The organism is Arthrobacter sp. G119Y2, assembly GCF_038069765.1.
GTDB lineage: Bacteria > Actinomycetota > Actinomycetes > Actinomycetales > Micrococcaceae > Arthrobacter_B.
This window is the reverse complement of sequence record NZ_JBBPFS010000004.1, coordinates 204,550-226,232: the sequence shown is the minus strand read 5'-3', so window position 1 is coordinate 226,232 and position 21,683 is coordinate 204,550. Positions and strand designations below refer to the sequence as shown.

Annotated in this window: 22 protein-coding genes; 7 read left to right on the top strand and 15 right to left on the bottom strand. The window is 70.2% G+C overall.

Annotated features, from left to right (window positions below; genetic code table 11):
- Positions 1–95: 95 nt before the first annotated feature.
- Positions 96–389, bottom strand: coding sequence for a MoaD/ThiS family protein (locus tag WKB88_RS10405; RefSeq protein WP_341394497.1), 294 nt, complete (start codon positions 387–389; stop codon positions 96–98).
- On the bottom strand, positions 389–1,498 hold the full coding sequence (locus WKB88_RS10400) for a WD40/YVTN/BNR-like repeat-containing protein (RefSeq protein WP_341394496.1): 1,110 nt from the start codon (positions 1,496–1,498) through the stop codon (positions 389–391). Before WKB88_RS10400 ends, WKB88_RS10405 begins: the two co-directional genes overlap by 1 nt.
- A 123-nt stretch (positions 1,499–1,621) precedes the next feature.
- Between WKB88_RS10400 and WKB88_RS10395 the strand changes: the two genes are divergently transcribed.
- The 5 genes from WKB88_RS10395 to WKB88_RS10375 are packed head-to-tail and all read left to right on the top strand — an operon-like array spanning position 1,622 to position 6,320.
- Positions 1,622–2,545: a DUF4031 domain-containing protein gene (locus WKB88_RS10395; protein ID WP_341394495.1), complete on the top strand. Its 924-nt coding sequence runs from the start codon at positions 1,622–1,624 to the stop codon at positions 2,543–2,545.
- 29 nt (positions 2,546–2,574) lie between these two features.
- Entirely contained in the window at positions 2,575–3,831 is a 1,257-nt protein-coding gene (locus WKB88_RS10390) for an MFS transporter (protein WP_341394494.1), read from the top strand.
- Between the two features lie 9 nt (positions 3,832–3,840).
- On the top strand, positions 3,841–5,202 hold the full coding sequence (locus WKB88_RS10385) for an MATE family efflux transporter (RefSeq protein ID WP_341394493.1): 1,362 nt from the start codon (positions 3,841–3,843) through the stop codon (positions 5,200–5,202).
- Positions 5,203–5,258: 56 nt separating this feature from the next.
- Entirely contained in the window at positions 5,259–5,849 is a 591-nt protein-coding gene (locus WKB88_RS10380) for a hypothetical protein (protein ID WP_341394492.1), read from the top strand.
- 36 nt (positions 5,850–5,885) lie between these two features.
- A complete protein-coding gene (locus tag WKB88_RS10375; protein WP_341394491.1) occupies positions 5,886–6,320 on the top strand; it encodes a hypothetical protein in 435 nt (144 codons plus the stop codon).
- A 34-nt stretch (positions 6,321–6,354) separates the two neighbouring features.
- Here the strand turns inward: WKB88_RS10375 and WKB88_RS10370 are convergent, their stop codons facing one another.
- The 4 genes from WKB88_RS10370 to WKB88_RS10355 are packed head-to-tail and all read right to left on the bottom strand — an operon-like array spanning position 6,355 to position 10,504.
- Positions 6,355–6,546: a DUF2795 domain-containing protein gene (locus tag WKB88_RS10370; protein ID WP_341394490.1), complete on the bottom strand. Its 192-nt coding sequence runs from the start codon at positions 6,544–6,546 to the stop codon at positions 6,355–6,357.
- Between the two features lie 36 nt (positions 6,547–6,582).
- Positions 6,583–7,506, bottom strand: coding sequence for a glycosyltransferase (locus WKB88_RS10365; protein WP_341394489.1), 924 nt, complete (start codon positions 7,504–7,506; stop codon positions 6,583–6,585).
- Complete coding sequence (rfaE2, locus tag WKB88_RS10360) at positions 7,503–9,086, bottom strand: D-glycero-beta-D-manno-heptose 1-phosphate adenylyltransferase (RefSeq protein WP_341394488.1); 1,584 nt, start codon at positions 9,084–9,086, stop codon at positions 7,503–7,505. The genes WKB88_RS10365 and rfaE2 overlap by 4 nt, the downstream gene beginning before the upstream one ends.
- Positions 9,083–10,504, bottom strand: a complete 1,422-nt coding sequence (locus WKB88_RS10355; RefSeq protein ID WP_341394487.1) for an aldehyde dehydrogenase family protein — start codon at positions 10,502–10,504, stop codon at positions 9,083–9,085. Before WKB88_RS10355 ends, rfaE2 begins: the two co-directional genes overlap by 4 nt.
- Positions 10,505–10,800: 296 nt before the next feature.
- Here WKB88_RS10355 and WKB88_RS10350 point away from each other — a divergent pair, with 296 nt between their 5' ends.
- On the top strand, positions 10,801–11,985 hold the full coding sequence (locus tag WKB88_RS10350; RefSeq protein WP_445818899.1) for a glycosyltransferase family 9 protein: 1,185 nt from the start codon (positions 10,801–10,803) through the stop codon (positions 11,983–11,985).
- A 36-nt stretch (positions 11,986–12,021) separates the two neighbouring features.
- Here WKB88_RS10350 and WKB88_RS10345 read toward each other — a convergent pair whose 3' ends face one another.
- From WKB88_RS10345 to WKB88_RS10315, 7 genes are all read right to left on the bottom strand, one after another.
- Positions 12,022–12,723 (bottom strand): SDR family oxidoreductase, encoded by a 702-nt coding sequence (locus WKB88_RS10345; RefSeq protein ID WP_341394486.1) that lies wholly within the window; start codon positions 12,721–12,723, stop codon positions 12,022–12,024.
- Between the two features lie 134 nt (positions 12,724–12,857).
- Positions 12,858–14,222 carry a PfkB family carbohydrate kinase gene (locus WKB88_RS10340; RefSeq protein WP_341394485.1) on the bottom strand — a complete coding sequence of 455 codons (1,365 nt, stop codon included), beginning with the start codon at positions 14,220–14,222 and terminating at the stop codon, positions 12,858–12,860.
- The gene (locus tag WKB88_RS10335) at positions 14,219–14,968 is read right to left on the bottom strand and encodes a D-sedoheptulose-7-phosphate isomerase (RefSeq protein ID WP_341394484.1); all 750 of its coding nucleotides are present in this window, start codon (positions 14,966–14,968) and stop codon (positions 14,219–14,221) included. The genes WKB88_RS10340 and WKB88_RS10335 overlap by 4 nt, the downstream gene beginning before the upstream one ends.
- Positions 14,965–16,233 carry a glycosyltransferase gene (locus WKB88_RS10330; protein ID WP_341394483.1) on the bottom strand — a complete coding sequence of 423 codons (1,269 nt, stop codon included), beginning with the start codon at positions 16,231–16,233 and terminating at the stop codon, positions 14,965–14,967. Before WKB88_RS10330 ends, WKB88_RS10335 begins: the two co-directional genes overlap by 4 nt.
- Entirely contained in the window at positions 16,230–17,294 is a 1,065-nt protein-coding gene (locus WKB88_RS10325) for a glycosyltransferase (RefSeq protein WP_341394482.1), read from the bottom strand. The genes WKB88_RS10330 and WKB88_RS10325 overlap by 4 nt, the downstream gene beginning before the upstream one ends.
- The gene (locus WKB88_RS10320; protein WP_341394481.1) at positions 17,291–18,352 is read right to left on the bottom strand and encodes a glycosyltransferase family 9 protein; all 1,062 of its coding nucleotides are present in this window, start codon (positions 18,350–18,352) and stop codon (positions 17,291–17,293) included. Before WKB88_RS10320 ends, WKB88_RS10325 begins: the two co-directional genes overlap by 4 nt.
- Positions 18,349–18,885 (bottom strand): D-glycero-alpha-D-manno-heptose-1,7-bisphosphate 7-phosphatase, encoded by a 537-nt coding sequence (locus WKB88_RS10315; RefSeq protein WP_341394480.1) that lies wholly within the window; start codon positions 18,883–18,885, stop codon positions 18,349–18,351. Before WKB88_RS10315 ends, WKB88_RS10320 begins: the two co-directional genes overlap by 4 nt.
- Before the next feature lie 153 nt (positions 18,886–19,038).
- Between WKB88_RS10315 and WKB88_RS10310 the strand changes: the two genes are divergently transcribed.
- The gene (locus tag WKB88_RS10310; RefSeq protein ID WP_341394479.1) at positions 19,039–19,986 is read left to right on the top strand and encodes a glycosyltransferase family 9 protein; all 948 of its coding nucleotides are present in this window, start codon (positions 19,039–19,041) and stop codon (positions 19,984–19,986) included.
- An 18-nt stretch (positions 19,987–20,004) separates the two neighbouring features.
- On the opposite strand, the gene WKB88_RS10305 is transcribed toward WKB88_RS10310, so the two are convergent.
- Together WKB88_RS10305 and WKB88_RS10300 are read right to left on the bottom strand one after the other, a co-directional pair.
- Positions 20,005–20,823 (bottom strand): sigma-70 family RNA polymerase sigma factor, encoded by an 819-nt coding sequence (locus WKB88_RS10305; RefSeq protein WP_341394478.1) that lies wholly within the window; start codon positions 20,821–20,823, stop codon positions 20,005–20,007.
- A 193-nt stretch (positions 20,824–21,016) separates the two neighbouring features.
- On the bottom strand, positions 21,017–21,598 hold the full coding sequence (locus WKB88_RS10300) for a hypothetical protein (protein WP_341394477.1): 582 nt from the start codon (positions 21,596–21,598) through the stop codon (positions 21,017–21,019).
- Positions 21,599–21,683 lie beyond the last annotated feature (85 nt).

Sequence of the window (21,683 nt, the reverse complement as noted above, 5' to 3'; positions counted from 1 at the left end):
TGTCTTAGTGCCTGTTGTGTCGTTAACCCCTGCCGTGCTTATCCTTCGCCCGCGCATCCCGGGGCAGGCGCCTGACGGACCGGCTTCGGAGAGGGCTACCCTCCGGCAATGGATTGCAGGATCAGGACTTCGGCTCCCGGGGGCACCGTGCTTGCCAGCCCGTCGAGGGCACGCAGTTCCTCGCCGTCGATGTAAACGTTGACGTAGCGGCGCAGCTGGCCGGCCTCGTCCCGGATGCGGCGCTCCAGACGCGGGTAGTCCACCGCAAGGCCGTCCAGCAGCCCGGCTGCGGTGAGGCCTGTCCCGGCGGCGCGGTGCAGCTCGCGGTGCCCTTCTGCGGCGGTGGACAGCGCCGCCGGCAGCACCAGGCGCACGGGTTGCGCAGTCATCAGGCCGGCTCCGGCTCGGCGGAAACAATTCCGGCCCGGACGCACAGCACATCCGGCAGGTTTCCCGCCACCAGCGAGAAGGTGTCGCCCTCGTCGGCACTGGCGAACACCTGGCCTCCGCGGGTGCCGAAGTACACGCCCGCCGGTTCCCCGTTATCTACGGCGGCTGCATCGCGGAGCACGGCGTTGAAGTCCGTCTCGGGCAGGCCGCGGTCCAGCCGTGTCCAGGTTCCGCCGGCATCGGTGCTTCGGTAGACCGCCGGATGGCCGTCCGGCGGGATACGCTCGCCGTCGGCCTTCAGGGGAATGGTCCAGATGGTGCCGGGCCGGGTGGGGTGGGCCAGCATGACAAAGCCGAAGTCGGCCGGTAGCCCTTCGGCAATCGAAACCCAGGAGTCTCCGGAGTCGTCGGAGCGGTACACGCCGTGGCGATTCTGCGCGTAGAGCCGGCGGGGGTCGCCGGCGTCACGGGCTGCCTTGTGCACGCACTGGCCAAACTCAGGATGGGGATCGGGCAGGAAGTAGGCGCTGATGCCGTTGTTGCGGGGTGCCCAGGAGGCGCCGCCGTCGTCCGTGCGGTACACCCCTGCCGCGCTGATGGCCACGTGCACGCTGTCGTCCGCCGGGCTCGGCAGCACGGTGTGGGCAGCCGCGCCGCCGAAGCCGGCGCCCCACTCGCTGCGGTGCGGGTGGTCCCAGAACGGCCGGTTCATTTCGAAGTGTTCACCGCCGTCCGTGGACTTCCACACGGAGATGGGCTCGGCACCGGCCCACACCACCCCGGGCCGCGCGTCGCTGTCGGGCTGCAGCTGCCAGACCCGGGCCAGTGCCTCGCCGGTGTCCTCGGGGAACCGGACGGCGCCGTCCTCCGGTTCGCTCCAGGTGGCGCCGCGGTCATCGGAGTGCACAACGCAGGGGCCCCAGTGCCAGTTCATGATGCCGGCCAGGATCCGGGGCGTACCGCCGCGCGTGTCGATCGCCAGGGAGGCGACCTCGTCCATCAGGAAGTGCGGACCGGTGACATTCCATGCTTGGCGGTCGGCGCTCTCGGCCAGCCACAGGCCCTTCTTGGTGCCGATGGCCAGGACCGCGGTGTCCCCGTTTTTCATGCGAACATTCGACCACGCCCCGCGCCTGCGGACAAGGCCCCGCTGCCGGAGCCGCATGGAAATACTTCCTTCTCTCCGGTAGGTATAAGGAATGTCTTTCCTGCTGCACCGGGGACCTGCCCGATGATTTACATTGACCCGCCGCGGTGGCCGGCGCACAACACCGTGTTCTCCCATTTGGTGTCCGACACCTCGCTGGACGAGCTGCACAGCTTCGCCGCGGATGCCGGAATAGCTTTCCGTGCGTTTGATCTGGACCATTACGACGTTCCGGCCCGCCGCTACCGGGATCTGGTGGCCCGGGGAGCGGTGGAGGTCGACGGCGGCACCCTGGTGCGCCTGCTGATCCGCAGCGGTTTGCGGATCAAGGCCCGGGAGCGCAGCGCTTCGCTGGTGCATCCGCTGCTCACCCGGTGGGAGGCACTGCTGCCGGGGAACCGGGAGCTGGGCGCGGAGCTTTTGAACCGCTGGGGCGAACCGGACCGCCGGTACCATGACCGGCGGCACCTGCTCGCGGTCCTGGAAGCGGTGGAACTGCTGTGGGACGGGCCGCCGCCGCGCCCGCTCCTCCTGGCCGCCTGGTTCCACGACGCCGTGTACCGGGGCGCTCCCGACGACGAGGGACAATCCGCCCGCCTGGCCGCAGCCCTGCTGGCCGAGGCAGGGGTTCCGGTGCCGGAAATCCGTGACGTTCAGCGGCTGGTCCTGGTGACCGCGGGACATGATCCCGCGGCCGGGGACCCCGCCGGCCAAGTGTTGTGCGATGCGGACCTGGCCGTGCTGGCCCGGGAACCGGCAGCCTACGCCCGCTACGTGTCCGACGTTCGCCGCGAGTACCGGCACCTGGATGATGCGGAGTTCGCATCAGGACGGCGGCGGGTGGTTCGCGGGCTGCTTGCCCTGGAACCCATCTTCTCCACTGCTGCAGCCCGGGAGCGCTGGGAAGAACCGGCACGGCGGAACCTGGAGTCGGAGCTCGCTGCGGCCGCCGGCAATCCCGCCGGCAATCCCGGCGCCGACTCCGGGAAAGCCGGGAGGAAGCCCTAGAGTTCTACTGTGCGTACGGGAGAGCAGGGGTGAACAGCAGCGGTGAGCCGTGGACCGGGCATGCCAAAGGCAGCCGGGGATACCGCGGCGTGCTCATCGGCCTGGCCGCCGCCGGCATGGCCACCTTCGCCCAGCTGTATTCACTGCAGGGGGTGCTTCCCGGTCTGGCAGCGGACCTGGAGATCTCCGCCTCCTCCGCAGCCCTGACGGTTTCCGCGGCCACACTGGGCCTGGCCGCAGCGGTGATTCCCTGGTCTGCCGCCGCTGACCGCTTTGGCCGGCTTCCGGTAATGCGGCTGGCGATCCTGGCCGCCGTCGTCCTGGGCCTGGCGGTTCCGTTCAGCCCCAGCCTGCCCGCGCTGCTGGTGCTGCGCTTTATCGAGGGCGCCGCGATGGGCGGAATCCCCGCCGTCGCCCTGGCCTACCTGAGCGAGGAGGTCTCCCGGGTACATGCCGCCGTCGCGGCGGGAAGCTACGTTTCGGGCACCACCATCGGGGGCCTGGCGGGGCGCATCGTGGCTGCTCCGCTGAGCGAGGCCGCCAACTGGCGGATCGGCGTCGGCGTTGTCAGTCTCCTGGCCGCAGCGGCCGCCGTGGTGTTTCTGCTGACGGCACCAAAGCAGCAGGGGTTCTCGCCGCTGCGGCGCTCCGATCCCGGCCCGGGCCTCGGCGGGCGGCTGCTGGCCCAGCTGCGCGATCCGCGGCAGGCAGGCCTGTACCTGCAGGCATTCCTGTTGATGGGCGGGTTCGTGGCCGTGTACAACTATCTGGGATTCCGGCTGGGTGAGGCACCGTTTTCACTGCCGCAGAGCGTTGCCGGCTTCCTGTTCCTGGCGTATCTGGCCGGCACCTGGTCCTCCCGGGCGGCCGGAACCCTCGCCGGCCGGCTCTCCGCCCACGGCGGCCGCCGGACCGTCCTGCTGGGTTCAACAGCAGTCATGGCCGCCGGGCTGGCGCTGACGCTGGCTCCCTGGCTTCCGGCCGTGATAACCGGACTGGTGGTGTTCACCGGAGGCTTTTTCGCCGCGCACTCCATTGCGTCCGGCTGGGCGCCCTTCCTGGCCACCGAGGGCCGCGCCCAGGCCTCATCCCTGTACAACCTGTTCTATTACGCGGGCTCCAGCGTGCTCGGCTGGACCGGAGGCTTTTTCTTCCAGCTTTGGGGCTGGGCCGGGCTCAGCGCCTTTGTGGGACTGCTGCTGGCGGCGGCCGCAGCCGCAGCCGCCGCGGTGCTCACTCCGGAGTCCGGTGCCGCCCCGGCCAGTCCCGCGCTCGAAAAACCGTAGGCTGGAACCGTGGGCACTTCTTCATCGCAGACTTCCAGCCCGGCCCTGGGCCGCCGCATCCTGGCTCTGGCCGTTCCGGCGCTGGGTGCGCTCATCGCCGAACCGCTGTTCCTGATCGCTGATTCCGCCATTGTGGGGCATCTGGGCGTCAACCAGCTCGCCGGGGTGGGGCTGGCATCCACCGTGCTGCAGACCGCCGTCGGCCTCATGGTGTTCCTTGCCTATTCGACCACCGGGACCGTGGCGCGATTCCTGGGCGGTGACCGGCACCGGGAGGCGGTGGCAGCCGGCCGCGACGGGATTGGCCTGGCGCTGATCCTGGGCGTGCTGCTCTCCGCGGCCGGCATCCTCTCCGCACCGTGGCTGGCGTCCGCCCTGGGGGCCACCGGAGAGGTGCACCGGTATGCGGTGGACTACCTGCAGTATTCGATGCCGGGGCTGACCGCCATGCTGGTGGTCCTGGCCGCCACCGGGGTGCTGCGCGGGCTGCAGGACACGCGCACCCCGCTGGCCGTGGCCGGGATCGGCTTTGGCGTGAACATTGGCCTGAACTACCTGCTGGTCTACGGCTTCAACCTGTCCGTGGCCGGCTCCGCACTGGGCACCAGCATCACGCAGTGGGGGATGGCCGCGGTCTATCTGGTGCTGGTGGGTCGGATGGCCCGGCGGGCCGGAGTGACGCTGCGCCCCTCTCCGGCGGGGATCCTCGCCACCGCGCATGTTGGCTCCTGGCTCATGCTGCGCACGCTCAGCCTGCGCGTGGCCGTGCTGGCCGCGGTGCTGGTTGCCACGGCGCAGGGTCCGCAGTCCCTTGCCGCCCACCAGCTGGTGATGACGGTCTTCACGTTCCTGGCCTTCGCCCTGGATGCCCTGGCAATCGCCGCGCAGGCACTTATCGGCAAGGAACTGGGCGCGGGAAACCGGTCGCTGGCCAGAGAACTGACCCGGCGGATGGTCCGGTGGGGTGTGGGCTTCGGGGTCATCACCGGCCTGCTGCTGGCCGCGGTCGCGCCCTTCGCCGGCTGGATCTTCACGCCCGACGCCGGTGTCCAGTCCGCGCTGACCGCCGGCCTGTGGGTGCTGGCAGCCTCGCAGCCGATCTGCGGGCTGGTGTTTGTGCTGGACGGGGTGCTCATCGGCGCCGGCGATGCCCGCTATCTGGCCCTCACCGGAGTGCTGAACCTGCTGGCCTACCTTCCGCTGCTGTGGTGGGTCCGGGTCTCTGACCTGACCGGCCCGGAGGGTATTGCCTGGCTGTGGGCGGCCTTTGCCCTCGGCTACATGAGTGCGCGGGCGGTCACGCTGACCTTGCGGATCAGGCAGGATGCCTGGATGGTCACCGGGGCGGCGCCGGGCGCCGCAAGCGACTAAGCTGGTTGGTGGCCAACCGGCCAGACAACTCGTTATCGAAAAGCGGAGGCTCAGCAGTGGGAGATTCGAACCACGGAACCCCGTGGGTACCCATCCTCCTGCGCTCGGCCGCAGCGGCAGCCTTCGGCATCCTGACCGTCTTCTGGCAGTCTCCGGGCGTGAACGTGCTCTCGTTCGCGGGCGGACTCTATCTGCTGTTTACCGCCGCCGCCGTATGGCGGATGGCCGTGCTGGCCGGCATCCGTGCCCAGGCCCGGGTGCGCACCCTGCAGCTCCTTGAAGCCGGCGTGTACGCCGTGGCCGGCCTCGCCGTCCTCGCGCTCCGCTCGGTTGAGGCCTTCTGCGCCGCGGCCGGAGCCGCGCTGCTGGTGGGAGGGGCCGTGGAGCTCTTCCTCTGGGCAAAGGCCCGGAGTGCCTTCCTCCCCGCGCGGGACTGGCTGATCACCGGAGCGGTGAGCCTGGGAACCGCCGCCATTCTCGTCGCCGTGCAGGTCATGGGCCTGGGCGCGCACGCGATGCTGGGCGTCTCCGGCGGCTCGGCAATCATTATTGCCGTAGTGCTGGCCACCTCCGGACTGGGTGCCCGCTGGGATGCCCGGTCGCAGGCGGGATCACACCCGGCAGCGGGAGCCCGGGAAAAGCCGTAAACTGAACAACTCCGGGTTCTACGTACTGTAGAACCCGTGAACACCAACGCAGCAGGAGGAAAGACAGTGGCGAACAGCTCATCCGGTGGGCCGCAAAAGCGGAACTCCGTGAAGGCCCCGCTCATTTTTTCAGCCGTCCTGGCTGTCGTTGCGGGCGTCGCCACCATGATCTTCGCCACAGGCGGCGCGGACAAAGAACTGCGGCTGGACCTGGCCTTCACCGCCGCCGGCATCGCCTTTATCGTCTCGCTGCTGGTGTGCTCACTGCTGCTGATGACGGAAAAGCCCAACCCGGACCACCTCAGCGAAGGGTCCGGAGTCAATCGCAGCTCGGCCAAGATTCCCGGCGGCGCGGGCAGCGTGGGCGGCCCCGGCGCCGGCACCACGCCTGACGCGGACGGTACTGCTCCCGGCGCAGCCGACAGTGACCCCCGCACCACGGACTCCCGCCCCACGGACCCGACGGCCTAAGCAGCCGGTCCGCAGGGCAGCAGCTGCCGCGGCATCAGTCGAAGATTTCCTTGCTGACGTCGGTCGGGGCGTCATACTGGCGTTCGGGCAGGCCTTCCAGCGCATCCAGCACCGAGGAATCAGCCTTGGAATCCCGGGCCTTCTTCACGATCTCGTCCTTGGACGCCGGGTAGTCCATTCCGCCCAATGCCTTCTGAATGTCGATCGGGCTTGGTTTGTCAGCCATGATGCTCCTTCGGTTTGGTGTTGTATGCAGCTTTGCTCACTGTCCGAACATCTGCTCGGCAGCGTCTGTGGAACGGTCCCGGACCGTTGTGGGCGATTCCAGGTGCACGGCGCCGGACGGAACCAAACCCGCACCGCCGTACTTCTCCATGACCTGCCATTGCGCGGCAACATCTTCGCCGGAATGCCCCGGCGGCAGGTCCTGCCAAAACTCGAATCCTCCGCAGTCCACGAGTTTCCGGCGGTCAAAGAGCACGCAGGCCCCCACCCAGGCCACCTTGTAGAGCTGCCAGGAACCGGCAGGAACATCCAGGCGCGCGGCGAGGTGGGTAAGGTTCGCGGCGTTGTGCAGCGGCCAGCGGTTGAATCCCGGCGCGCCGCGGCGGATCCGCTCCGGCAGGACCGGCCCGGACCACGGCTCAAAGGATTCCTGCTCGCGGGGCCGCCGGTCCCGCAGGTAGGACAGGCCCTGTACTGCTGCGCCGACAAACCCGCAGCCCGCCTCCGCCAGCGCCCCGGCCATCCGCCGCAGCATATCCGGCTCCAGCCACACGTCGTTGTCCAGGTAAAGCACCAGCGGCGCTTCGGCCAGATCCAGCAAATGCTGGCGCTGCTGTGCCAGGCCGCGCGCCGGCAGGTTCCGCTCCAGCCGCACCGGGCGTCCCTGGGCACGGAGCACCCGAACCATTGCGGCCGCCGCCGGATGCTCCCAGGACGGCGGTCCGGGACTTTGGTCGCTGACCACAACACCGAAAGAGGGACCGTCCTGGGCTGCGAGCCCGGCCAGGGTAACGGCCAATTCCGCCGCGCGGTCCCGGGTCGGGATCAGGACCTGCAGGGACACCTGCCGGCCGCCCGCTCCCTTGTCAGCGGCGTGCCCAACCGACCCAATCGACCCAACACCGTCTACGTCGCCGCCGTCGTCGTCCAGCCCCCATTCACCGGACCATTTCCGGCTCACGGCCCGCCCCCCGCTTCCTCCTGGCCGGCGGTTGCGGCGGGACCGCGGCCCGCTGCCTGCTCAGCGTCCACCTGCTGCCGGCGGTTGCCCGGCCGCAGCGACGAAGCCTGGATCCGCTGCACGACGGCGCTGGTGGAATGGTCCGCCACATAGTCCAGGATCCGCACCTGGCCGCCAAGCGCCCTCACCACCGGAGTTTCCTGCAGCATTTCGGGGGAGTAGTCGCCGCCCTTGGCATAGATGTCCGGGCGCAGTGCCTCAATCAGCGGAATTGGAGTGTCGGTGTCGAAGACGGTTACGTAATCGACGCAGCTCAGCGCAGCGATGACTCCGGCGCGGTCATGGACCGGATTGATCGGCCGGTCCGGCCCCTTCAGGCGGGTCACCGAATCATCGCCGTTCAGTGCGACCACGAGGACGTCACCCAGGGCCTTGGCCTGCTGCAGATAGCGGGTGTGCCCGCGGTGCAGCACGTCAAAGCAGCCGTTGGTGAGCACTATCCGCTTGCCGGCTGCCCGGTCCGCAGCCACGCGTTCACCCAGTTCCCCCGGCGGCAGCGCCGTGTCGGCCAGGGCGGTCAGATGCAGCGTCAGGTCCGCCGTGGTGCAGACGGAGGTTCCGGCGCGCTGAACCACAATGTCGGCGGCATTCTGCGCCAAATCCGCTGCCGTGCTCAGCGGGAGCCCGGCTGTCCGGGCCAGGGTCAGGCATGCCACAAAGGTGTCGCCGGCCCCGGACGCGTGTTTCTCCGCGGCCGGGCGGGCCCAGGTCCGGTGCACAGTGCCGTCCCCCGCGAGAAGGACGGTGCCCTCGCGGTCCAGGGTAACGACGGCGGATCCGGCGCCGGCAGCGTGCAGCAGCTCCCGGCCGCGCCCAATGAACTGTTCGGCGCGGTCCGCCTGCGGCTGCAGCGTGATGTCCAGCAGCCGGGCCGCTTCCTGCGCGTTGGGGGTGACGACGTCGGCGGCCAGCCCGGCCCAGAGAGCCGGATCGTGCGCGTCGACCACGGTGAACCTGCTGCCGCGTGCGGCAACCAGTGCGTCCCGCAGCATCCCGTGCAGCAGGCCCGTCCCGTAGTCGCAGACCACCACGGCGTCCATGTCCTCCAGCCATGCATCCAGGGATCCCGCCAGGTGTTCCTCCGCCTCGGCCGGAACCGGACTCCCGCCGTCGTCCATCCGCAGCAGGACCTGCTCGCCGGCCTGGACGCGGTATTTGGTGGCGGTGCGGGCGGCCGGATGGGACTGCAGCTGCTGCAGGTCGATGCCGGCGGCGGCGAGGAGGCCCCGCAGCCGCCGTCCGGGTTCGTCCTCGCCCACCAGCCCGGCCAACCGGACCCGGGCGCCGAGGGATTGCAGGTTCATTGCAGTGTTTGCTGCTCCGCCCGGGGAGTAGTCCCGGCGTTCGATGTCCACCACCGGCGCGGGTGCTTCGCGGCAGAACCGGTCCGTGGTTCCGGACCACCAGCCGTCCAGCATGACGTCCCCGACCACGGCGATGCGCGGTGCTTTCCCGGCAAGGAGGCCGGGCAGCCACGGAGCCAGGCTGCGCAGCCCCGCCAGGTCCTGCGGGCTCCTCACTTTTGCCCCGGCATCTGCGGGATGCCCACGTGGACAACCTTGACCAGACTGAATTCGTCCAGCAGTTCCGGACCGTACCCGAATCCGCTGCCGCTCTCCCCGCGGGGCTGCGCCGAGCCGCCCGGTGCGCCGCCGAACACCGTGTTGATTTTTACCGTTCCCACCGGCAGGGCAGCAACGGCGCGGTGCGCGGAATCGATGAGCGGCGTGAGAACCGTGGCGGCCAAACCGAATCTGTCCCCGGCCGCCAGTGCCAGCCCTTCGTCGAAGCTGTCCACCACCTGCACGGGCGCAACCGGGCCGAAAGTCTCCTCCGTGAACACCGCCATCTGCTGCGTGCAGTTCAACAGCACGGTGGCCGGGTAGTGGGCGCCCGGCCCGGGCGGGACGACGCCTCCTTCGGCCAGCACCGCGCCGTCGCGGACGGCTTCGGTGACCTGCGCATGCACCGCGGTCCGCAGCCGTTCATCCACCAGCGGCGCCTGCACGGCGTCCCGGTTGCGGCGGCGGGCCTCGCCGACCAGGGCTTCGCAAAACGCATCGGCGACGTCGCGGTGCACATAGATGCGCTCGACGGCGGTGCAGATCTGGCCGCTGTTGCTGAACGCCCCGAGGGCCGCCTGCCCGGCTGCCCATTCCGGGTCCACTCCGGCATCAATCAGGAGCGGATCATTGCCGCCGTTTTCCCGGATCACGTGCGCCCCGGTGAGCGCGCCGGCACGGGCGATCCGCGCTCCGGAGGAACTGGAACCCACATGGGCCAGCACATCGACGCCGGTCTCCATGCTCAGCAGGGAACCTGTTTCGGCGCCGCCGGTGAGGGTGGCCAGGACACCCGGCGGGAAAAAAGGCGAGAGCAGGTCCCCGAGCAGCGCCCCGGTATGCGGGGAACGTTCGCTGGGCTTGTGGATGACGGCGTTTCCGGTTACCAGCGCCGCACCGATCAGGCCGGCCGCGACCGCCACCGGGTCATTCCACGGGGTGAGCAGCACTGCAACGCCGCGCGGTTCGGTGACGGTGTAGTCCGCTGCCAGCACCGAGCCGCGCAGGCTCAGCCCGCGGTGTACCGGTCCCAGTTCGGCGTACTGCTCCAGGGTGGCGACGCCGGCGGCCACGCCGCCGAGCGCTTCCTCCACGGGCTTTCCGGTTTCGCGGTTGTTCAGGTCCGCGAGCTCGCCGGCATGCGCAGCCACGGCGGCCGCCGCTGCCCGCAGGGCCTGGCCGCGCACGGCCGGGTCGGTGGCTGCCCACCCGGGACAGGCCGCCCGGGCTGCCCGGACGGCAGCGCGGACCTCCTCCAGGCCCGCCGCGTCCAATTCCCCCACCAGTGTGCCGTCGGAAGGATTGCGCACTGCCATCCGGCCAACCGGGGAATCCGTGCTGACGGAGGAAGGGGCGGAGGCGACGCTGGCTGACATGGAACTCCTCGGGATCGGATACGCGGCAACTTCGTGTGTAGGGTTCCTACCCGTTTGGCCGCGGTTTACACGGATCGGCAGCGGAAGATTTTTCCTCGCGTCCTGCGGTTGGGATCGGCCGGGCCAGGCCCTAGGGTGGGGCCAGAGAAACAGCCGCCGGCAGGGTGGCGGCAGCTCGCCGCATCGGCCGGCAACGGCCGGCCGGGGCTGCGGCGGCATGGCGGCGGCAGGGCAAAGGTGCTCCGACGAGATCCGGGAAGGGACGGTAAATGGTGGAAAGAGGAACTGGGAACGGCTTGCCGGAGGCAGCAGCAGCGGTGCAGGACGCGGCGCCGCGGGCGGTGCCGGACGGAGCGCAGCCGGAGGAACGGGGCGTGCGCCGCGGTGTCGGGCCGGTGCTGGAGCAGTTTCCGGGAGTGGCCCGGATCGTTGTGCTGCGCGGCGGCGGACTGGGGGACCTGATGTTTGCCATGCCGGCGCTGGACGCTCTTGCCGCCGCCTACCCGGAGGCCGAGATCACGCTGCTGGGCACGCCGCTGCATGCGGCGCTGCTGGCGGGACGGCCGGGCCCGGTGCACCGCGTGGAGGTGCTGCCTGTCGCCCCGGGCATCCGGCCGGGCCCGGAGGATCCTGCAGCGCTGGCGGCGTTTATGGATTCCATGCGTGCCCGCAGCTTCGACCTGGCCGTCCAGGTGCACGGAGGCGGCCGCAATTCCAATCCTTTCCTCCTGCAACTGGGTGCGGCCCATACGGTTGGCACCCGGACTCCCGACGCGGCACCCCTGGAACGCACCATTCCGTACGTTTACTACCAGCACGAGATTCTGCGGGCGCTGGAAGTGGCGGGCCTGGCGGGGGCGGTTCCCGTCTCCCTGGAGCCGCAGCTGGAGGTCCTCTCCGCGGAGGAAGAGAAGGCCGCGGCCTTTGTGGCCCCGGACCGGGACCTGGTGACCCTCCACCCGGGCGCCACCGATCCCCGCCGCCGCTGGCCGGCGTCGGCCTTTGCAGCACTGGCGGTGCGGGCCGCCGCCGACGGTTGCCAGGTTCTGGTGGTGGGCGACGACGGCGACCGGGAGCTCGCCGAACACATTACCGCGCTGGGCCTGGCGGCCGCCGGGCCCGGGGCCGACATCGGCTCAGTGGCCGGAAAGCTGGATATCGGCACCCTGGCGGCCCTGCTCAAGGCGAGCGCCGTGATGATCGGGAATGACAGCGGACCCCGGCACCTGGCCCAGGCTGTGGGCACGCCGACAGTGGGTATCTACTGGTTCGGAAATGCGATCAATGCCGGCGCCATGGGCCGCACCCGCCACCGGGTGCACATGTCCTGGGTTTCCGCCTGCCCGGTTTGCGGAGCCGATGTCACCCAGGTCGGCTGGACGGCGGAACGCTGCCCCCATGATGATTCGTTTGTGGCCGCTGTTGACCCGGAGGCCGTGTACGCAGACGTGGCCGAGCTGCGGGCGGCACCGTCCGCCTAGCAGAGTGTCCGGGGCGCCGGGCGGGCCATCACCGGATCAGGGCCAGGAATCCTCCTCCTCGTGGCAGATAACCATCTCGCGGATCTCGCATCCGCGGGGCTGGTGCAGGGCGAAGAGAATTGCCTCGGCCACGCGCATCGGATCGTTGAGCCGGGAATCGTCCTGCGGCTTGTACTGCTCCGTGCGGTCGTCGAAAAAATTCGTCTTCATCCCGGAAGGGATCATGGTGGTGACCCCCATCCGGCCGCGGGTTTCGGCGGCAAGGGCACGGCTGAAACCCACCACGCCGAACTTCGAGGCGCAGTAGGCAGTGGCGTCCGAAACGGCCTTGATGCCCAGGCTTGAAGCCACAGTCACTGCCCGGCCGTGGCTCTCGAGCAGGTAGGGGAGGGCGACGCGCACCACGGAAACGGTGCCGAGCAGGTTCACTCCGATGACCTTCTCCCATTCTTCGGCCGCAACGTCCTCCAGCCGGCCGCAGCGGTCAATGCCCGCTGCGGTCACCACGGCGTCCAGCCCGCCCAGGGATTCGGCGGCCTCGGTGACCGCCGCTTCCACGGCCGCGCGGTCTGAGACGTCCACTTCAATGGCTTTGGCGGCACTGACCGTGCTGATGTTCCGGTCCAGTACGACGGCGGTGCCGCCGGCGTCGGTTACCGCCCGGACAACGGCGGCGCCTAAGCCGGAGCCGCCGCCGGTGATGAGCACCCGTCCGGGGTTGGAAAGCTGCAGAGACATGGGTCTTTCCTTTCGTTGTACATCTTTGGTTGTACGTCCGGGTCCACGGCGTTCCGGGACCGAAGCTGTGGTGCTGCCGGCCGGGCTGGCCTTGCTAACCCTGGCCTTGCTAACCCTGGCCTTGCTAACCCTGGCTAGCCGACCCGGGCCAGGGCCGCGGCCAGTGCAGTGGTGGAACGGGCCGGGTGGTACGGGACGGTGACGGTCTCTCCGCCCCAGGCCTTGATCAGCCGGGCTTCCGGCAGCTGGTCTTCGCGGTAGTCCCCGCCCTTGACCCAGATGTCCGGCCGGAGCCGCTCCAGGGCCGCCTCGGGGGTATCTTCCTCGAAGACCAGGACACCGTCCACGCAGCCCAGCGACAGCAGCAGTTCAGCGCGGTCCGCCTGGCCAATGATGGGACGCTGCTCGCCCTTGAGCCGCCGGACGGAGCTGTCGGAATTCAGGACCACGATCAGGCAGTCGCCCAGCCGGCGGGCGGCGGACAGGGTGCGGGCGTGCCCGGCGTGGAGCAGGTCGAAACATCCGCCGGTGGCCACCACTGTTCCGCCGCGCTCGCGCACCGTGCGGGCGGCCGAGAGGGCATCGAGGCTGCCGCTGTGCAGCTGCACGGGCGCTTTTTCCCGGTGCAGGGCAGCCACTCCGCCGGCGGCGAGGAAACCGGCGGCTGCCTGCACCGCCTGTTCCGCGGCGGGCTCCAGTGCGGTTCCGCGGGCCAGGGCCAGGGCCAGGGTTGCGGCGAACCGGTCACCGGCGCCGCAGGCATCTCCGGCGGGCACCTCCTGAGCGGGGATCACCTGCGGCAGACCGTCGGCGGGCAGGACGAGCGCTCCGAGGGAACCGAGGGTCACCACCACTGACCGGCTCCGCCAGCGCCCCAGCAGCACTTCCGCTGCGTGCAGGGCTGCCGGGATTCCGCCCGTCCCGCCCCCGCCGCCGCTGCTCAGCGCTTCCGGCAGGTTCGGGGTCACGGCGGCAACGCCGGGCACCGGGTCGGCGCCGGCCGGGTGCGGGTCCCAGACCACAGGCACCCGCCCCGCCAGCGCTTCCAGGGCGCTGCGCAGCTCCGGATTGCCGGTCAGCCCGCGGCCGTAATCCGCCACGACCACCGCATCGGCGCCGGACAGGACGGACAGCATCTCAGGGGTCACCGCGGGTGCCGGCGGAGGGGAGCAGCCTTCGTCGAAGCGCACTACCGCCTGGGCATCGGCGCGGATCCGGGTCTTCACCGGCGTGGGTGCTCCGGAGGGGCCTGCGGTGACGGTTATGCCGGTGAGGGCACCGCGCAGGTCCGCGGCAGCGCCGTCCTCGGACAGTACCGTCACCAGGGCCACATCGAGGCCTTCGCGGGCCAGCATCCGGGCCACCAGGCCAGCCCCGCCGGCGCGCTTGCGGATGCTGTCCACATCAACCACCGGAACCGGGGCGTCAGGGGAGAGCCGCTGCGCGCTGCCGGTGATGTCAGTGTCCAGCAGAACGTCGCCAACCACCACGATTTTCACGGTTGCTCCTTTCCGCCGCGGCGGAAGACCTCGGCGTCGAAGGCCCGGCACACGGCGTGCAGGGCAATGAGGTGGGCCTCCTGCGCGTTGGCCGCCTGCGCGTCGATGCTGACGGCGTCGTCGCAGGCCTCGCTGAGCGGATTCGGTCCGCGGCCGGTCAGGGCCCAGGTGGTGATGCCCTCGGCGCGCGCCGCCTCCGCGGCGCGCAGCAAATTGGGGCTCCTGCCGCTTGTGGAGAGCAGGATCAGCACGTCGCCGCGGCGTCCGTGGCCCAGCACCTGCCGCGCGTAGAGCTGGTCAAACCCGTAGTCATTGGCAATGGCCGTCACCGCTGACGTTTCCGCGTGCAGGGCAATGGCGGAGAACGGCCGCCGTTCGCCGTCGAACCTGCCCACCAGCTCCGCCGTTAAATGCTGGGCCTCCGCCGCCGAGCCGCCGTTGCCGGCGGCAAGCAGTCGGTGTCCGGCCAGGAGGCGGACGGCGAGCTCCACGCCCCAGCCGGTGAGCCGCGGTGCCTGCGCCTCGAGCGAGGCGACCGCCGGCCGCAGATCGGACAGGTGCGCAAGGACCGCCCGGTGGGCTGACTGCTGTGCTGACGCCGCTGACGCCGCTGACTGTGCTGGCTGCGCCGGGGCCGGCGGGGTTGGCGGGGTTGGCTGCCGGGTTGCCTGTGCCGGGGGAGCGGGGGCGGGCTGCACGTCTGCCAGCAGAGTTCCGGCTGCGGCTTCCGGAGGTTTGGGTTTCACAGCGCCTTCCCTCCCAGCGGCTGCAGGCTGCCCTGCCGGGCAGGTGCCATGCGGTCCACCGCCACCTGGTAGGCCTTTTCAGTGTCTGCTGCCACCCGGTCCCACGAATACCGCGCCCGGGCCCGCTGCCGGCCGGCAGCACCAAGACGGCGGGAATACTCCGGGTTGCGCAGCAGCTCCGCCAGTGCCGCGGCCAGGGCCACCGGATCGCGGGGAGGCACGTGCAGGCCGGTTTTGCCGTGAACCACCGTGTCAATCAGCCCGCCGACCGCGGAAGCCACCACCGGCACGCCGCAGGCCATGGCCTCGAGCGGGACTATCCCGAACGGTTCGTACCAGGGGGCGCACACCACGGCATCGGCGCTTCTCAGCACCGCCGGCATTTGTTCCCGCGGGACCTGCCCGCGCAGCACCACGCGGTCCGCCACACCGAGGATGCGGGCCAGCGCCAGCAGCCGCTGGGCTTCCGGATCCGAGGCGAGCCCGGCGGAGTCCGAGGCGCCGCCCACGATCAGGAGCTCGACGTCGCTGAGGCCGCCTTCGGCCAGCAGCGCCAGTGCCTGCACCGCCAAATCCACGCCTTTGCGCGGAACCAGCCGGCCGACGGCGGCAATCCGGAAACGCCGTCCTTTCGGCTCCGCGGGTCCGCCGGAACCGAAAAGATCCAGATCCACGCCGCAGGGAGCCACGGAAATCCGGTTCCCGGGCACTCCCATCGCCTTGAGTTCAAACACCTCATCCGAGCAGGTGGCGATCACCCGGTCCGCGGTGCGCCCCACGGAAGGTTCCAGCCAGGTGCGCTGCGGCGGGCTGGTGTCTTCGGTTCCCTGGTGGCGTTTCTTCACGGTGCCCAGGGCATGGAAGGTTTGGAGCACCGGAACGGGGTACCCCGGCGCCTCGACCCGGCGGGCCGCCTCCAGGGCCGCGACTCCCGACATCCAGAAGTGCGCGTGCACCACGTCCGGGGGTACCGTCCCCCAGTCGGCGGAGATGCCTTCGGCCAGTTCCCGCATGTAGGGCAGCAGGACATCCTTGGGCAGTGCCCGGGCCGGTCCTGCGTCCACGTGCACCACCTCCAGCCCGTCGCGCACCGGAACCACCGCGGGCAGGCCCGGATCATCGCGGCGGGTATAGACGCGCACGGAATGCCCGCGGCGGGCCAGCGCCACCGACAGCGCCGCAACGTGCACGTTCTGCCCGCCGGCATCCACGCCGCCCAGTGCGGCCAGCGGACTGGCGTGCTCGGACACCATTGAGATTTTCACTGCATTCCCCCTCCGGCAGCTCCTGACAGTTCTGTTCGCCGCTGCAGCGGCAGTTCTCCGGTGGTTACCGGATGGCTCAGCACGGGAACCCTGCTGCTCCGGGTGGTGATGTCCGAGAGCGTGGTGTCCCACGCGGCCAGGAAGGCTGCGAGGCCGTAATGCTGCAGGGCGAATTCCCGCGCCGCCCGGCCCCGCTTCCGCGCTTCCGCGGGGTCGCTGAGCAGGTCCGCTGCAGTTTGCACCAGCGCATCGACACTGGTCGAGATTGCGCCGGCCTCCGGGGGAACAGCCCGCACGGCTTCGGTGGCGGCCAGGGCCAGGACCGGCAGGCCCAGGTGCATGGCTTCGAGCAGGGACAGTCCCAGCGACGTCCAGCGCATGGGATGGACGTAGGCCCGGCACCTGCTCAGCTCGGAATGCAGGACGTCCGCCGGCAGGTCTCCCCGGGCAGTAAGTTCATCCGGGCCCAGGCCGGTGGCCGCGGCCAGTCCCTCGGTCCCCATGCCGAACACTTCCAGCCGGGCGGCGCGGGCGAAGCGCGGCAGCAAATCGGTGCCGGTGACCCGCCAGCGGCGCACCGGCTCGTTGATGACAACGCCCAGCTGGTCGCGTTCACCGGTGTACCGGTAGCCCGGGTCCGGGATGCCGTGCTCGATGACCCGCACGGGAGCGCGGCCGCTGTCCCAGAAGAGCTCGTTGAAATGGCTGACGTGGACAATGGGGATGCTGCTCTGGGAACCCAGCGGATGGGTGGCGGAGGGCACACTGCCGCGCGGAGTGTTGTGTTCCAGGTACACGGCCGGCAGATCGCGGCCCGGGCGCCGTCCGAGCAGGCGCTCGCAGGCGGCGAGTTCCTCCGGGCGCTGGAGCACGACGGCGTCGATTCCGGCGTCGCGCAGGTCCCCGGGGGCACATTCGATGGCCGAAGCCGGCCAGTTCCGCCCGCCCCTGCCCAGCCCCCACGGGCCGCCCTCCGGCATCACCGGAAGAATGTACTCATGCGGCCCGCGGACGAAGGCTTCCATCCAGCCGCCGTGCACATGCCAAAGCAGGATCCTCATGCAGTCCTCGTTTCTCTGCGCGTTCCCAAAGAAGCAACGCCGGTGGTTAAGCGGTGCACGGCCTCCACAACCTGTTCCGGCGTTACGCCGGAAAGGCAGGGGTGTCCCGGCACGGGGCAGTCGCGGGCCCGGCTGAGCCGGCAGGGTGCGTTCTGGTCGCCCAGCAGCTCCAGGGGCACCCGGTACGGCGCCCACCGGACGGCCGGAACCACCGGGGCAAAGAGGCTGACCACTGGGGTTCCGACCGCCGCCGCCAGGTGCGCCGGGCCGGTGTTCCCGACGACGACGGCGGAGGCCCCGGCCAGCACGCCGGCCAGGGAGCGCAGGTCGGTGCGTCCGCCCAGATCCACGCCGGCAACGCCGGCAACGGTGGCCGTCAGCCGGGTTTCGCCCGGACCGCCGGTCACGAGAACCCGGTGACCGGCGGCGGTCAGGAGCTCCACTGCGGCCGTATGGTGCAGGGCCGGCCAGGCCCGGGCCTGAACAGCGGCGCCGGGATGCACCACAACGTAGGGCCCGTCGCCCACCAGATGCCCGACGTCGGCGGTGCCGCGCAGGCGCAGGCGTCCGTCGTCGTCGTCGGGAAGCCGGTACCCGGCCGCCGCCGCGATCTGCAGGGCGCGCTCGGCCTCGGGCTGGTCTTCCGGGAAGTCCTCGCCGGGCCGCAGGCGGATGTCCAGGAGCGAACCGGCATAGTCGACGGAGGCCCCGGTGATCCGGGGCACGCCGGCCAGGCGCAGCACCAGGGCCAGCGGCAGCGGGGACTGGTGGAAGGACGTGAGGATCACGGCTTCGTCAATCCCTGCGCTGCGCACGTCCTGCTCCAGGCTTGCGAGGGCTGCGGCGGTCACCGGAGGGGCCGGGTGGGTGATCCAGGGGGCCGTCCACGTCAGGACGTCGTCGGCACCGGGCAGGAGGCGCCCGGCGTCGGCGCCCTGCGGCCCGCACAGCAGGGTGACCCGGGTCTGCGGGTCCGCGGCAACGGCGCGAACCGCCGGACCGGCGAGCAGGACGTCTCCTGCGCTGTCCAGGCGGGCCACCAGGACCCCGCGGCTCACGAGCCCTCCAGCAGCAGCGCGACGGCGCCGGCCAAGTCCCGGGCCACCAGCGGCGCGGCGGCAGTTTCCTCGGGGCGGGTGACGGGCGTCGGTACGAGTACGGATCGAGCGCCGGCCGCTTCCGCCGCCGCCATGTCCGCTCCGATGTCCCCGATCACGGCCACCTCGTTGGGCTGCAGGCCCAGGCGGGCACAGGCACTGTGAATCATGCCCGGCTGCGGCTTGCGGCAGGAGCACCCGTCCCCGGGCCCGTGCGGGCAGATCTCCCAGACATCGAACCGGCCGAGCAGCTGCTGGATCCGGGAGTTGACGGCCGCCACCTGGGAAGGGGTAAGCAGCCCGCGGGCCACGCCGGACTGGTTGGTGATGACTCCGGTGCGGATGCCGCTGCGGCGCAGCTGCCTCAGGACGTCCGCTGCCTGCGGAAACGGATCCACCAGGTCGGGGTTGCCGTTGTACGGGACATCACGGACCAGCGTGCCGTCCCGGTCAAAGAGCACGGCGCGCGGTGCGTCGGAATTCAGAGGTCCCATACGGAACTTGTTCCCCATCCGTATCGGACCTAAACACTTTTGCCCGTACTTCTTCTCCTTCTCCGCGCTTCGCTTAGCTTGAAGGCGGCTCTCTGGCAGGATGATGTCCATTCGTTCCGGACGGCGGGGCGAGGCACCGGCGGGAGGACTGGAATGGAACAGGGCAGCGCAAACAAAGGGCAGCCGGAACTCCTGGCCCTGCGGGCCCTGAAACTGGGGGACCTGCTGGTGGCGGTTCCGGCGCTGCGGGCGCTGCGCAGGGCCTTTCCGGACCATTTCATCTTCTACGCGGCCCAGGAGTGGCTGCTGCCGGTGGTGAAGCTGGTGGGCAGCGTGGATGCGCTGCTGCCGCTGCACGGCCTGGACGTTCCGATTCCGCTGGAACCGGGACGGATTGACGTGGCGGTGAACCTGCACGGCAGCGGTCCGGAAAGCACCGGGCGGCTGGAGGCCCTGATGCCGCGCCGCCTGCTCGGCCATGCCGCCCCGGGGCTGCCCGGACCCGGCTGGCGGGACGGGGTCCACGAGCGGGAACGCTGGGCGGACCTGATGACCTGGCACGGCGTTCCGGCGGACCCGCTGGACTATCTGCTGCTGCCTCCGGCCTCGCCCAGCCCGGCACCGGGTGCGGCCGTCATTCACGTGGGTGCCGCCTACGGCAGCCGGCTCTGGCCGGTGGAACGGTTTGCCGCAGTAGCCGCCGAGCTGCACCGGGCCGGGCATGAGGTGCTGTTTACCGGCAGCGGCGGTGAACGCCCCCGGGCGCTGGCCGTTGCGGAGCTGGCCGGCCTTCCGGCCGCTGCCGTGGCCGCAGGGCAGCTGGGACTGGATGAGTTTGCGGCCGCCGTCGCAGGGGCCTCCCTGGTTGTGTCCGCCGATACCGGGGCAGCGCACCTGGCCTCGGCCTATGCGCGTCCGTCCGTGGTGATTTTCGGTCCGGCACCCGTGGCGGAGTGGGGTCCTCCGGAAGGCCCGCACATAACCCTGACGGATGAGAACCGGCGTCTGGGGGACACCTTTGCCATTGAGCCGGACCCCGCACTGCTGGCTGTGTCGGTGGAGGATGTGCTCGCGGCCGCCGAAAAGCTGGAGGTTCTCTAGGCGGTCAGGGGATTCCACCTACGCACTCACTGCCTCGGGTCCGGCTCCGGACGAGGCCAGCCCCGACCCCGCCCGGGATTTGGCCTTGGCCGGGACGGGCCGGCCAAGGATTTCGTGCTGGAGCTTGACGAGGATTTTGGCCAGTCGGCGGGACACCTGCATCTGGGTCATCCCCAGGCGCTCGCCGATGACGTGTTGGGGCTCCTCATGAAAGTAACGGCGGGTGAGCAGGTCCTTTTCGCTGTCATCCAGCGTGCGGATGGCTTCTGCGAGGATTACCAGGTTCTCCGCCTGCTCGAGCCGGCTGTCGATGCTTCCGTGGACATCGGCCAGGTAGCCGCCCTCAAAGGGAGCATCGAGGGAGTCCGGCTGCAGGCTGCTTTGGCAGTTCAACGCTTCCGACACCGTTTTTTCGTCATGCCCGAGCTCCCGGGCAAGTTCCGGCAGGGAGGGTTCGCGCACCAGCCGCTGGGTCAGGGACGGATAGACCTTGGCGATGGTGGTGCGCAGGTCCTGCACCTCGCGCGGCGGGCGCACCACCCAGGACAGGTCCCGCAGGTAGCGTTTGATTTCCCCATGGATAGTGGGGACGGCGAATGCGGGAAAGTGCCGCCCGACGGCTGGATCAAACCGCTTTACGGCTTTGATGAGCCCGATGTAGGCCACCTGCCGGAGGTCTGCGCGGTCGCGGCCCGGGCCGCTGTAGGCGGCGGCGACGCTGTCTGCGAGGTCGCGGTGCTGCAGCACCAGTTCATTGTGGAGGGCCTGCTGCAGATCGCCGCGGGCGCTGCGGGCTTTGGTGAAATGGGCTAGGGCATCGGACTCAGGAGGCGTCATGGGGCAGCATTTCGTCGTTCCTACGTAGCCCCCTGCTGGACCGCTACCTCAGGAAAACAGAAGCACCTTTAGTTATCAAGAGTTGTGGTGAGAAATCTCAAAAGAAGGGCTTTACTTCTCGGCTGAGCAGAAGGTATACGCGGCTTCTTCCGGAAGCCGGGCGTGGGATCCGGCGGCGCAGCTGCCGGAGAAGTCAGCGCCGTTTGCGGCGCTTGCGCTTGGTGGCAGCCTGCACCTGGGCGGGACGACGGGTCGCGGGAGATCCCGGGGAAGGTGCCGGCTCGGAAGCAGCCGGTTCAGGGGCCGGGGCGGAAGCCGCGGCAACTTGGGCCTCCCGTCCTGCAAGGTTCCCCGGGTCATCGAGTATGCGGCTCAGTCCGGCAAGCTGGTCCGCACCGCCGTCGTCGGTTTCCGCCGGGATGCGGCCGGGTGCGCGAACGGACTCAGCACCGGGCACCGACCCCGGATCTGGTGCCGCGGCCGCAGCAGCCGGGCCGGCAGCCGCAGCCGGCATGTGTGCATGGGCGCCGGGTCCGGCCCTGCCGCCGCGCTTCAGCACCAGGACGGCGGCGGCACCGATCACGGCAAGGCCGGAGGCCAGCACCAGCATGAGCATGGCGTAGAACCAGAACAGCGTGATGTTCGGCGGCGCGGAGATCGGCGGGGTCAGGACGCCGGTCAGGCACAGGAGCCAGAAGGCGGCGCAGCTGCCGGCAATGATCCAGGCGGTCCGGGTTGGCAGGGAATACAGGAGGTTCTGCAGCTTCTGGTCCATGGGCGGGTCCTGGGGAGAGGCCGGTGTGCCGTCTGCTCGACGCCCCCAAGTCTAGGCAGCGCCCCCGAAGCCCGGACAGCTCCTG